The organism is Streptomyces sp. NPDC048001, assembly GCF_043203115.1.
Classification (GTDB): domain Bacteria; phylum Actinomycetota; class Actinomycetes; order Streptomycetales; family Streptomycetaceae; genus Streptomyces; species Streptomyces sanyensis.
In genome coordinates this window covers 292298-304574 of sequence record NZ_JBIDBN010000006.1, presented here as the reverse complement: position 1 = coordinate 304574, position 12277 = coordinate 292298, and the positions used below count along the sequence as shown (strand labels likewise).

The 12277-nt window shown below is 74.1% G+C and carries 9 protein-coding genes; 8 read left to right on the top strand and 1 reads right to left on the bottom strand.

Annotated features, from left to right (window positions below; translation table 11 throughout):
* Positions 1-258: 258 nt before the first annotated feature.
* From ACGF15_RS13660 to ACGF15_RS13650, 3 genes are all read left to right on the top strand, one after another.
* Complete coding sequence (locus ACGF15_RS13660; RefSeq protein WP_345612064.1) at positions 259-927, top strand: response regulator transcription factor; 669 nt, start codon at positions 259-261, stop codon at positions 925-927.
* Between the two features lie 230 nt (positions 928-1157).
* Positions 1158-1556, top strand: coding sequence for a pyridoxamine 5'-phosphate oxidase family protein (locus ACGF15_RS13655; RefSeq protein ID WP_345612066.1), 399 nt, complete (start codon positions 1158-1160; stop codon positions 1554-1556).
* A 261-nt stretch (positions 1557-1817) separates the two neighbouring features.
* Complete coding sequence (locus tag ACGF15_RS13650; protein WP_345612470.1) at positions 1818-2786, top strand: phosphotransferase; 969 nt, start codon at positions 1818-1820, stop codon at positions 2784-2786.
* Positions 2787-2956: 170 nt separating this feature from the next.
* Here ACGF15_RS13650 and ACGF15_RS13645 read toward each other — a convergent pair whose 3' ends face one another.
* Complete coding sequence (locus ACGF15_RS13645) at positions 2957-4573, bottom strand: protein kinase (protein WP_392798691.1); 1617 nt, start codon at positions 4571-4573, stop codon at positions 2957-2959.
* A 326-nt stretch (positions 4574-4899) separates the two neighbouring features.
* Here ACGF15_RS13645 and ACGF15_RS13640 point away from each other — a divergent pair, with 326 nt between their 5' ends.
* The 5 genes from ACGF15_RS13640 (at position 4900) to ACGF15_RS13620 (ending at position 12117) form a co-directional block, all read left to right on the top strand.
* Positions 4900-6510, top strand: coding sequence for a protein kinase (locus tag ACGF15_RS13640; protein ID WP_392798688.1), 1611 nt, complete (start codon positions 4900-4902; stop codon positions 6508-6510).
* A gap of 188 nt (positions 6511-6698) precedes the next feature.
* A complete protein-coding gene (locus ACGF15_RS13635) occupies positions 6699-7517 on the top strand; it encodes a hypothetical protein (RefSeq protein ID WP_392798685.1) in 819 nt (272 codons plus the stop codon).
* Between the two features lie 85 nt (positions 7518-7602).
* On the top strand, positions 7603-8301 hold the full coding sequence (locus ACGF15_RS13630) for a PadR family transcriptional regulator (protein WP_392798682.1): 699 nt from the start codon (positions 7603-7605) through the stop codon (positions 8299-8301).
* A 193-nt stretch (positions 8302-8494) separates the two neighbouring features.
* Positions 8495-9256, top strand: coding sequence for an ABC transporter ATP-binding protein (locus ACGF15_RS13625; RefSeq protein WP_345612077.1), 762 nt, complete (start codon positions 8495-8497; stop codon positions 9254-9256).
* Complete coding sequence (locus ACGF15_RS13620; protein WP_392798678.1) at positions 9253-12117, top strand: FtsX-like permease family protein; 2865 nt, start codon at positions 9253-9255, stop codon at positions 12115-12117. Before ACGF15_RS13625 ends, ACGF15_RS13620 begins: the two co-directional genes overlap by 4 nt.
* Positions 12118-12277 lie beyond the last annotated feature (160 nt).

Here is a 12277-nt window from a genome sequence, read left to right as displayed (position 1 = left end):
CCCACCGTACGGGGGTTGTGTACGGCCGACCGGGAACCGGGCTGACAGGTGCCCCGGCGAATGCCCTGCCATAGGCACGTTACCCAGTGTGGCGCATTACTGCGAAACCCCATTTGACCTGCGTTTTTGCTTGGATTTCCAAGTAAATCGAGGAAGTGGGGAACAATCACTGGTCACAGCCCTGCGGGTGCCGGAACAGGGGGCACGTTATCCCGCGCACCCCGGGCACGGGAAGAGCCGATGTGTGAGACTTCCCGAGTGACCGAAGAAGGAAAAATCACGGTATTCCTGCTCGACGACCACGAGGTCGTACGGCGCGGGGTCCGCGAGCTGCTCTCGATGGAGCCCGATATCGAGGTCGTCGGGGAGGCGGGCACGGCGGCGGAGGCCCTGGTCAGAGTCGCGGCGACCGCGCCGGACGTGGCCGTGCTCGATATCCGGCTGCCCGACGGAAGCGGCGTGGAGGTCTGCCGGGAGATCCGTTCGCAGAACGAGAACATCGCCTGCCTGATGCTCACCTCCTTCTCCGACGACGAAGCCCTGTTCGACGCGATCATGGCCGGGGCCTCGGGCTATGTCCTCAAGGCGATCCGCGGGGACGAGCTGCTGGGGGCCGTGCGCGATGTGGCGGCCGGCAGGTCGCTGCTCGACCCGGTGGCGACCGCGCGGGTGCTGGAGCGCCTCCGCGACGGCGGCAGGCCCCGCGACGACGAGCGGCTGGCGAACCTCACGGAGCAGGAGCGCAGGATCCTGGACCTGATCGGCGAGGGGCTGACCAACCGGGCGATCGGCGAGCGCCTCCACCTGGCCGAGAAGACGATCAAGAACTATGTGTCCAGTCTGCTGGCCAAGCTGAACATGCAGCGCCGCTCCCAGGCCGCGGCCTATGTCGCCCGGCTCCAGGCGGAGCGCGAGCACCACCTCTGAGCACCCCCTCCGCCGGGCCCGGGCCCGGGCCCGGCGGGGCGCGCACGGCGACCACGCAGGAGAGGCGGCGAGCGGCCCCCGGGCCGCGCCCGGCCCGGCGCGCGGCACACGGCACACGGCGAGCGGCGAGCGGCGAGCGGCGAACCAGTCGGCACGGGACCTTGGTCCCACGCTGAACAAGGACCGGCGACTCTTCTGCGGGCACCCGCCGGTGGCGGACAGTGGACGCCATGTCCACCGACCAGCGCCACGCCATCGACCTGCTCTCCCGTGTCCGCTACGGGCGGCTGGCCACCAGCGTGCGGGCGATGCCCTTCGTCGCCCCGGCCCGCCACCTGGTGGACGAGGGGGCCGTCCTGCTGCGGATGCACTCCCGCCTCAGCGACCACCGCGCCTGCAGCGGCAGCGTGGTCGCCTACAGCGCGGACAACCTGGAATCGGGTGCGTCGACCCTGTGGTCGGTGCAGTTCACGGGGACGGCGCGGATCGACTCCCCCACGGCGGAGCAGCTGGCGGCCTTCGGCCCCGCACCGCGCCGGATCAACGGGGAGGAGTACATCCCCGTCTACCTGCGCATCGACCCGCGCTTCGCCACCGTGCACACCCTGGAGCACTCCGAGGCCACCTGAGCGGCCGCCGGGCCGCGGCTGGGAGCACCGGCCACCCGGGCACACTCCGGGCCGGAGTCACGGCGACACGCTGAGTGATCTAACATTTGGCATGTGCCGCGCTCATCTGTCGTCACCCTTCCCGGTGATCCCGCTCCTTCCGCTGTCTTCGCTCCTCCCGGTGACGACCGGCCCCCTCCCGGTGAATGGGCCCCTGTCCGTCGGCCCGTCCCCGCCGCCAGAACCACCCCCTCGGGTGACCCCCTCCCCCCCGTCGGCCGTCTGCTGCGCCGCTACCCCGGGGCCGGGGAACCGCTCTCCTGCCACCCGGTCACCCTCGGGCTGCTCAACCGCGGCTACCGCCTGTCCACCACCCGGGGCGTCTACTTCCTCAAGCACCATCTGGACGGCGACCGGGCCGCCATCGCGCGCCAGCACACGGCCACCTTCCGGCTCCAGGGGCTCGGTGTGCCCGTCGCACCACCGGTGGAGGACGGCGGCGGCGCGACGCTGGCCGTACTCGGCGGGCACTGCTACGCGCTGCACCCCTGGGTCGACGGGCGGCACCGCTACGGCGCCGAGCTGACCGCCGCCCAGTCCCGGCGGCTCGGTTCGCTGCTCGGCACCGTGCACACCCGCCTCGCCGAGGTGATGGCCCCCGCGGCGGACCTGCCGGACGCGCACGCCAGCGCCGACCCCGAGGAGACCTTCGCCCTCATCGGGACACTGCTGCGGCTGGCCCGGTCCGCCCGCCCCCGGGACTCCTTCGACACCCTGGCCGAGCACCGGCTCCTCCAGCGCCGGGTCCTGCTCGCCGAGCACGCCGGGCGCAGACCGCCGCCCGGGGGCGGCGGAGGCTGGGTGCACGGGGACTTCCATCCGCTGAACCTGCTCTACCGGGGCGCGGAACCGGCGGCGATCGTCGACTGGGACCGCCTGGGCGTCCATCCCCGGGCCGAGGAGGCGGTGCGGGCCGCGGCGATCTTCTTCGTCCAGCCGGCGGGGGAACTGGACCTGCCCAAGGTGCGTGCCTACGCCCGCGCCTACCGGCGCGCGGCCGGGGCGGACGCCGCCGAACTGGCGGCGGCGGTGCACCGGGTGTGGTGGGAACGGCTCAACGACTTCTGGATACTGCGCTGGCGCTACGAACTCCAGGACCGAAGGGCCGACCCGCAGTTTCCCGCGGTGTCGGCCCTGGTGGTCTGGTGGACGCGCCGCTACACGGCCGTGCTCGACGCCTTCACCCGCTGAGCGCCCGCGCCCGGCCCGGGCGGTGACACTCGGCCCCGGCCACGGCCCCGGCGGTCCCGAGGCGTCCGGTCGTATCCGGAACGGGCGCACCCCGGGCCGGTCCACGCAGCCGGACGGCGTGCGCCCGCCGCCGGCGCCGGGCAGTTGCCGGTCGCGTGCCGTTGCGGCCGTCAGCTGGTGGTGGCCCCGCCCTCCGTGTCGCCGCCGGTCCCCGAGCCGGTGGTCGTCCCGCCGCCGGTGGTGGTCCCGCCGCCGCCGGTGGTGGCCCCGCCACCACCGGACGCGGTGCCGCCCGAGCCGCTGCCGGCGCCGCCGGCGGTGTCGGTCGGCGGGTCCTCCGGGTCCTCGCCCGGGTCGGAGGGCGCGGGGTCGGAGGGCTCCGCCGAGTCGGAGGGCGTGGGCTCGCCCGCGCTGGGGGTCGGCTCGGTGCTGGGGGTGAAGGAGGGCGTCCAGGAGGGCGTCCAGGAGGGCTGCTGGTGGTTCCCGCCCGTGTCCGTGTCCGGCTCGCCCGTGGGAGCGGTCTCCTCCTCCGTCGGCGTGGGGGACTCCTGCGGCACGGACGGCGACTCGGAGGTCGTCTTGCCGTCCTGCGGAGTGTCGGCGGTGTCCCTGGCCGCGTTGACGGCGAAGGCGATACCGGCGACGACCGCGATGACCGCCAGGGCGGCCATCAGCCACACCTTGGTCCGGGGACCGCCCCCGGGACCGTGCGGGGAGCCGTCGTAGCCCCCGTCGTCCGGGTTGGACGGCGGAAGGATGGGGCCCTGGTGGGTCTCTCCGTGGGCCGGGTAGGCGGCGGTCGGGCCCGTCATGCCCTGCACCCGGGTCGCGCCGGAGTCGTAGACGCCCACCGGTCCGGTGTTCCAGCCGCCGCCGTGCCCGCCGCCCTGCTGGAGCATCTGGAGCGCGTACTGGACCAGCCCGCGCATCTCCTCGGCGCTCTGGAAGCGGTCGTCCGGGTCCTTCGCCAGCGAACGCATCACCAGGCCGTCCAGCTCCGGCGGCACGCTGGAGAGCACCTCGGACGGCGGCCGGGGGATGTCCTGGACATGCTGGTAGACCACCGACAGCGGCGTCTCGCCGGTGAACGGGGGCCGCAGGGCGAGGAGTTCGTAGAGCAGGCAGCCCGTGGCGTAGAGGTCGGAGCGGTGGTCGACGGCCTTGCCGAGCGCCTGCTCGGGCGAGAGGTACTGGGGCGTGCCCATGACCATGCCGGTCTGGGTCATCGTCGACTGGGCGCCGTGCAGGGCGCGGGCGATGCCGAAGTCCATCACCTTCACCGCGCCGGAGTGGGTGATGATGACGTTGGCCGGCTTGATGTCGCGGTGCACGATGCCGTGCTGGTGCGAGTAGGCCAGCGCCTCCAGCACACCGGAGACGATGATCAACGCCTGCTCCGGCGGCGGGGCTTCGGCGTTGACGAGCAGGTCGCGGATGGTGCGGCCCTCGACGAGCTCCATCACGATGTAGGGCACCGTGCGGTCCCCGACGACGTCCTCGCCGGAGTCGTAGACGGCCACCACCGCATGGTGGTTGAGCCCGGCGACCGACTGCGCCTCACGGGTGAAGCGGGCCTTGGACACCGGGTCCTCGGCCAGGTCCGCGCGCAGCAGCTTCACGGCGACGGTGCGCCCGAGCCGTACGTCCTCGGCCGCGAAGACCTCGGCCATACCGCCGCGGCCGAGACGGTGCGTCAGCCGGTAGCGGCCGTCTCCGACCAGTCCGCCGTCGCCCCAGGCATCCGAGGACTCCGGCACTCCGCCGCCTGCTTCGGGTTCGGGTGCCATCAGTCCTCGCCGTCGTATCCGTCCGCGTGCGTGCTGCGCGTTGCGGGATGAGCCATGTCCTCGGGATGCTGTGCCACGTCACGCTACAGCCTTCGCGCGGCACACCGGTCTCGAAGGAGACCGGCCATCAAACCGCCCGTCGCGCCCGGCACGCAAATCCCGCGCCGCCCTGTAACGCTTCCGCGACGCTTGTTGCGCGTACGGTCACGGAACGGGCGCCCGGCTTGACGTGTCGGTGCCCTCGGGCAGACTTGGCCCGTACATCCGGATTCAGCCGCGGCACCGCATCCCGGGCGGCCCGCCGCGCGCACGGGGGGAAGCAGCAGATGAGCCAGGACGGCGCACAGGGCCGCTACGCGGGCGGTTCGGTGGCAGGCGGCCGGTACCAGCTTCGCGACCTGCTCGGCGAAGGAGGTATGGCCTCCGTCTACCTGGCCTACGACACGGCGCTCGACCGTCAGGTCGCCATCAAGACGCTCCACACCGAACTCGGCCGGGAACAGTCCTTCCGCGAGCGGTTCCGCCGCGAGGCGCAGGCCGTCGCCAAGCTGTCGCACACCAACATCGTGTCGGTGTTCGACACCGGCGAGGACACCCTCGACAGCAACCTCATGCCGTACATCGTCATGGAGTACGTGGAGGGCCGCCCCCTCGGCTCCGAGCTCGCCGAGGACGTGCGGCAGTTCGGCGCGATGCCCGCCGACAAGGCCCTGAAGGTCACGGGCGACGTGCTGGCAGCTCTCGACGCCAGCCACGAGATGGGCCTGGTCCACCGCGACATCAAGCCCGGCAACGTGATGGTGACCGGGCGCGGTGTGGTCAAGGTGATGGACTTCGGCATCGCCCGCGCGATGCAGTCGGGCGTCACCTCGATGACGCAGACGGGCATGGTCGTCGGCACCCCGCAGTACCTCTCCCCGGAGCAGGCCCTCGGCCGCGGTGTCGACGCGCGCTCCGACCTGTACTCGGTCGGCATCATGCTGTTCCAGCTGCTGACCGGCCGCCTTCCCTTCGACGCGGACTCGCCCCTCGCCATCGCCTACGCGCATGTGCAGGAGGAGGCGGTGGCGCCGTCCACGATCAACCGCTCCGTCACCCCCGCGATGGACGCCCTCGTCGCCCGCGCCCTGAAGAAGAACCCGAACGAGCGCTTCCCGAGCGCCGCGGCCATGCGCGAGGAGTGCGCACGGGTCGCCGCGGCCGGGCAGACCGTGGCACCCGTGATCATCAGCGGTGCCGCCCCGGCGAACAGCGGCTCGGGCGTCGGCTCGGCGGTCTTCCCTCCGCTGGACCAGTCGGCGCCCGCCCCGCAGGGTGTGCAGACCCCGTACCAGCCCGGCGCCTACGGACCGGCCACACCGGCGCCGGCGGCGGCCCCCGCGCCGCACTACGGCTACCCCACGCCCGCCGCCTACCAGCCCGGCCCCGGTGCCCCGACCCCTCCGCCGTACTCGCTCGCCCCGCAGCCGGCGCCCGCGGGCGGCGGGAGCAGGAAGCGGAACATGCCCGTGGTCATCGGTGCCGTCGCCGTCGCGCTGCTCGCGATCGGCGGCCTGGTCACGGCCCTGTCCCTGAAGGGCGACGACTCCGGTGACAACGCGGGCGGGGCGGAGCCCGGCGCCAGTGCCGAGGCCGCGGAGCAGGCCGACTACAAGGGCCCCGAGCGATACCGGACGATCAAGGCGACCAAGTGCTCCGACGCGCCCGAGGGGTACAACGACGCGTCGAAGGTGCAGGCGCCGAGCTTCGTCTACAAGGACATCCTGTCGGTGAAGGAGTGCGCCGACACGATGGGCTGGAAGATCGAGGAGCGCCCGAAGGCCAGTGCGCAGTGGGGCGACGGGATCGTCGTCTCCCAGTTCCCCCTGGCCGACACGGAGATCTCCGAGGACGACGCGTCCTTCATCCTGGAGGTCTCCACCGGCTATCCGGAGTAGCCCCGCCGCTGACGGAGCAGGGCGCGCCCCGCAGCCGGGGCCCGGCCCCGCCATGCCCCCGACCGGCCGGGCGGCTGTCGGCCGCGCGATGCTGCCGCACCCTCGACACCCGACCGGGATGCCGGGATTGCCCCGCTATGTGACGCTGATCCCGTCCTTCGGCGTCTCGGCACGGGAGGGGTCCCGCGGTGGCTCCAGACCTGAACGCACGGTGCGCGGTCGCCGCCGCCTCACTGCTGCTCCTCGCCACCGGCCTCACCGGCACCGCCACCGCCCGCGCGGACACCCCCGCGCGCCCCTCCGGGCAGGCGCCCGCGGCCCGGCCGGACGAACCTCCCCGGACCTCCCCGCACACACCGCGCCCCTCCTCCGGCGCCCGCCCTCCGGCCGCCCCCGGCCGTACGCCGCACGAGCACCCCGGACGCCCCTCCTCCGGCGCACGGGAGGCCGGGGCACCGGCCGCCACCCGGGGACCGGGACTTCCCGCCCGCGGCCCCTGGCTGCGGCCGGTGGACACGGCGAGGCTGGAGTCGGCCGCTCCGCCCTCCCCCTCGCTGGCCGGGCGGCAGGCGGGCGAGGGGCGGCTGAGGCCGGGCAGGAAGCCCTCCACCGCCCCCGCGGACTCCGGCTCACCGGCACCGTCCCGCACGCCCCGCGGCGCGGCGGAGGAGTCCGCCGCGGCCTCCCCGCCGCACTCCGCCCGTCCGTCCGGGGACGTCACACGGCCCGGCGGGGACCGCGAGCGGGACGGTGATCCGCCGGGGGAGCCGAGCCCGGCCACCCCTCCCGGGGAGGACAAGGCGAGCGAGGACCGGGCACCCTCCCCGGCCGCCTCCGACCCGACGGCCGCTGCTCGGCCGTCGGCCGGGGCGGCCGCCCGGGACCAGGGCCCGCCCGGCCTGCCCGGCCCGCCCGCCCGGCAGATCTCCCCCGCCTCACTCGGCGTCGGGCTGGCCCTGATGGGCCTCGGCATCGGCTTCCTCGGAGTGCGGCTGCGGCGGCGCTGAGCGCCCGCCTCCTCCTCAGGAGGGACCCGCGAGGTCCCCCGTACGTCGGTTGCCCCGGGCGGCATACCCGGTATACATACTGAGTATGTCCATTCGCCACGGGCTTCTCGCCCTCCTGGAGCCGGGCCCCCGGTACGGCTCGCAGCTCCGCTCCGAATTCGAGTCCCGCACCGGGGCCACCTGGCCCCTCAACGTCGGCCAGGTCTACACGACCCTCAACCGCCTGGAACGCGACGGCATGGTCGTCCAGGAGGGCGCGGACGAGGCGGGGCACGCCCTCTACGTCATCACCGAGCAGGGCCGGAACGAGCTGCGGACCTGGTTCGCCACCCCGGTGGACCGGGCCAACCCGCCGCGCGACGAACTGGCGATCAAGCTCGCCATGGCCGTCGGCACCCCCGGGGTCGACATCCGGGCCGTGATCCAGTCCCAGCGGCACCACACCGTGAAGGCCATGCAGGACTACACGCGGCTGAAGGCGCAGGCGCTCGCGGCGATCGAGGGCGGCGGCTCCACCGAGCGGGACGACGTCGCCTGGCTGCTCGTGCTGGAGCAGCTGATCTTCCAGACCGAGGCGGAGGCCCGCTGGCTCGACCACTGCGAGATGCGGCTGATCCGCCTCTCCGCCGCGGCAGGGCCCGCGGCCCCCGCGGGCCCGGAGACTCCGGGGGCCGCGGCCGACGCCGGGAGGACGGCCACCGCCCGGACGCGCCCTGGCGAGGGGGCGGCGGAGCCCGCCGTGCCGACGGGGCGGCGCGGCACCCGGGGCGCGTTCCGGCGGTAGCGCCGGCACCCGAGGAGCGGGCGCCCGTGCCGGCCGCCGGTCGCGCCGGGCCCCGGCCGGCGGCCGACACCGGCCCCGGTAGGGGCCGGCCAGGGGCCTTCGTACCGCCGTGAGGCGCCCGCCCGTCCGCACCACAGACCTTCCGCATGCCCGCCCAGCGAGCGCGGGCTGTTCGCTCACCCAAGGGGGAACCATGACCACACAACCGTCACCACAGCCTCAGAAGTCACAGCAGCCCGTGCTGCAACTCCAGCAGCTGACCCGTGTCCACGGCAGCGGCGCCACCGAGGTCCACGCCCTGCGCGGGATCAACCTCGACGTCTTCCCGGGCGAACTCGTCGCCGTGATGGGCCCGTCGGGATCGGGCAAGTCGACGCTCCTCACCATCGCCGGAGGACTGGACGCCCCGACCTCGGGCCGGGTGATCGTCGAGGGCACGGACATCACGAAGGCCGACCGCAAGGCGATGGCGGCCCTGCGCCGACGCAGCATCGGCTACGTCTTCCAGGACTACAACCTCATTCCCGCGCTGACCGCGGCGGAGAACATCGCCCTGCCCCGGGAGCTGGACGGGACCTCGGCCCGCAAGGCCCGGTCCGAGGCGCTCGCCGCCCTGGAGGAGATGTCCCTGGGCCATCTCGCCGACCGGTTCCCCGACGAGATGTCGGGCGGCCAGCAGCAGCGTGTCGCCATCGCCCGCGCGCTGGTGGGGGACCGGCGCCTGGTCCTCGCGGACGAACCGACCGGTGCCCTGGACTCCGAGACGGGCGAATCCGTGCTCGCGCTGCTGCGGTCCCGCTGCGACGCGGGAGCCGCGGGCATCCTGGTCACCCATGAGCCCCGGTTCGCCGCCTGGGCGGACCGGGTCGTCTTCCTCCGCGACGGGGCCGTGGTCGACCAGACAGCCCGCAGCCAGGCGGACTCCCTGCTCAGCGGGCAGGCGGCCGAGCGGTGAGGACCTGGTACCACTCCTGGCGCGCCACGATCCGCATCGCACGGCGTGACGCCTGGCGCGCGAAGGGCCGCAGCCTCCTCGTCCTCGCGATGATCGCCCTCCCGATCCTCGGTGTCAGCGCAGCGGACCTGACGCTGCGCAGCGCCGAGCTCTCCGCGGAGGAGGCCGCCGCACGGTCGATGGGCGCCGCCGACGGGCGGCTCAGCGACACCGGCTGGGGCGGGACCCCGATCCTCCAGTCGCCCGCGGGCGACCAGTACGCCCCGGCCGAGGAACTCGACTGGCAGACGGTCCCCGAAGGGCCGGTGGACCTCGCCTCGGTCCTGCCCGAGGGGGCCACGACACTTCGGGACACGGTCGCCACGGCCAAGCTGCGCACGGCCCACGGCCTCCTCCAGACGGACATCCGGGAGCTGAAGCCGGACGACCCGCTGGCCGAGGGCCTGATGCCGCTGCTCAGTGGCCGGCTCCCGCAGAGTCCCGACGAGGTGACGGCCACCTCCCACTTCCTGGAGACCAGTGGTCTCACGGTCGGCTCCACCCTCACGGCCCGCGGCTTCGACCGCGAGTACACGGTGGTGGGCACCTACGAACTGCCGAACGACCTCAAGGCCGACCAGATCAACGCCCTGCCCGGGGCACTGATCGCCCCCATGCGCAAGGCGCTGGAGGCCGACGGGCTGCCGACGCCCTCCGCGAGCACCACCCTGCTGGCGAAGATCCCCGGTGGTTTCACGTGGAACACCGTGCAGGAGATCAACACCAAGGGCGTGGCCGTCGCCTCCCGCGCGGTCGCCATGGATCCGCCCGCCGACTCCGAGGTGCCGCTGTACCGCAAGGGGGGCTGGACGTACGAGGAGAGCGCCGGGGCCAGGGCTGCCGCGCTGGCCGCGGTGGGCACCGTCGTGGGCCTGGCCATGCTGGAGATCTGCCTGCTGGCCGGACCCGCCTTCGCCGTGGGCGCCCGGCGCTCCCGCCGCCAGCTCGGCCTGGTCGGTGCCAACGGTGGCGACCGCCGGCACATCCGGGCGATCGTGCTCTCGGGCGGTCTGGTCATCGGTGCCGCCGCGGCCGTGGTCGGCACCCTGCTGGGACTGGTCCTCACCTTCGCTCTCCAACCCCTGCTGGAGGACGCCCTCGGCAAGCGCTTCGGTGCCTTCGACGTACGCCCTCTGGAGTTGCTGGGCATCGCCCTGCTGGCCGTTCTGACGGGCCTGCTCGCCGCGGTCGTGCCCGCGGTGACCGCCTCCCGCCAGTCCGTGCTGGCCTCGCTGACCGGTCGCCGCGGGGTCCGGCGCAGCAGCCGGGTCCTCCCGGCCGTCGGTCTCGTGGCGGTGGTGCTGGGCGCGGCGATCGCCCTGTACGGATCGACGATGACGGAGCAGTTCGCCGTCGTCGCGGGCGGCAGCGCCCTCGCCGAACTGGGCATCGTCGCACTGACCCCGGCGCTGGTCGGCCTCTTCGGCCGCACGGGCCGCCTTCTGCCCCTGTCCCCGCGACTCGCCCTACGGGACGCGGTCCGCAACCGGGGCCGCACGGCCCCGGCGGTCGCCGCGGTGCTCGCCGCGGTGGCCGGAACCGTGGCCGTGGCCACCTATGCGGCGAGCAGCGACGCCCAGGACCGGGCCGACTATGTCGCGGAGCTGCCGTACGGGGCGGTCTCGGTCATGGCCCCCGAGGCGGGCGGCCGTGAGGCGCCCGGTGTGCGGGAGACCGTGCAGCGCACCCTCCCGGTGGAGCTGCGCGCGGATGTGGACCGCATCGCGGTGGGCAAGCCCACCTGTTCGATGTGGGACCAGACCGACGGCTGCGGCTGGTACGAGGTGGTCGTGCCCGAGGCCAACCAGTGCCCGCTCTTCACCAGGGACCCGGGCAGGCCGGCCGACGAGGACCCCGCGCTGCGCTTCAGCGTCGAGGAGCGCAGGCAGCTCGCCCGCGACTGGCGCTGCACGGAACCCGAGGGCCCGGGCAGCGTCACGGAGGGCGGTGTGCTGGTCGGGGACCAGAAGCTGCTGGAGGTGCTGGAGATCGACGACCCGGCGGCGGCGAAGGCCCTCGCGTCCGGCATGCCCGTCGCCTTCGACAAGCGCCCGATCGACCGGCACGGCCGCATCGGTATCAAGCTGATCACCGACACCGAGGCCGCCGAGGACGCGGCCGAGGAGGACCGCGAGGCGCCGGGGGCGATCAGGCACCTGACCGTGCACACGGCCGCGGGCGAACCGCAGACCTACGGCGTGAAGCTGATCGTGCCCCCGGCGGCGGCCGAGGCTGCCGCCCTTCCCACCCTTCCGCTCGGTGCCTACTACAGCACCGACACGATGCCCGGCAGCGAGCAGCGGCAGAAGCTGGACGGGGAACTCGACAAGGCCACCACGGACATCACCCTGGTCGTGGAGGCCGGTTACACCAGCAAGAACAGCATCGTGCTGCTGTCGCTGGCGGTGTTCGCCGGACTGATCACCATCGGAGCGGCCGGTATCGCCACCGGTCTCGCGCAGGCGGACGCGGAGGCGGACCTGAAGACGCTGGCCGCGGTGGGCGCACCGCCCCGGGTCCGCAGGACGCTCAGTGGCTTCCAGTGCGGTGTGGTGGCCGCCATGGGCGTGGTGCTGGGGGCGGCGGCAGGGGTCCTGCCGGCGATCGGGCTCCGGCTCACCGAGAGGCGCCAGCAGTTCGCCTGGCGCCAGGAGGCCCTCGACCGCGGCTGGGGTGCGTTCGGTGGAGAGCCCTTCGTGCCCATCGTGATGCCGTGGGGCACCCTGGCCGCGCTGATCGTGGCCGTACCCGTGGGCGCCGCCGTGCTGGCCGCGCTGGTCACCCGCTCGCGGGGCGCGCTGGCCCGCCGCGAGGCGGCCTGAGCGAAGGGCCCTCCCGGAGGCGTCCGGGAGGGCCCGGGGCGCTCCGGGCCCGGGCAGGGCTCCGGGACCCGGTGCGGCTCCGGGAGGGATCCGGGGGCGCGGTTCGGGGCCCGGCAGGTCCCGGCGGAAGGGTGGATCACCGTCGCACGGGGGCACACCG

Bases quoted from the DNA above. Each gene is read 5' to 3' on its own strand.
- ACGF15_RS13640 (WP_392798688.1), top strand. From the start codon at position 4,900: ATGAGCCAGGACGGCGCACAGGGCCGCTACGCGGGCGGTTCGGTGGCA.
- ACGF15_RS13630 (WP_392798682.1), top strand. From the start codon at position 7,603: ATGTCCATTCGCCACGGGCTTCTCGCCCTCCTGGAGCCGGGCCCCCGG.
- ACGF15_RS13645 (WP_392798691.1), bottom strand. From the start codon at position 4,573: ATGGCACCCGAACCCGAAGCAGGCGGCGGAGTGCCGGAGTCCTCGGAT.
- ACGF15_RS13625 (WP_345612077.1), top strand. From the start codon at position 8,495: ATGACCACACAACCGTCACCACAGCCTCAGAAGTCACAGCAGCCCGTG.
- ACGF15_RS13655 (WP_345612066.1), top strand. From the start codon at position 1,158: ATGTCCACCGACCAGCGCCACGCCATCGACCTGCTCTCCCGTGTCCGC.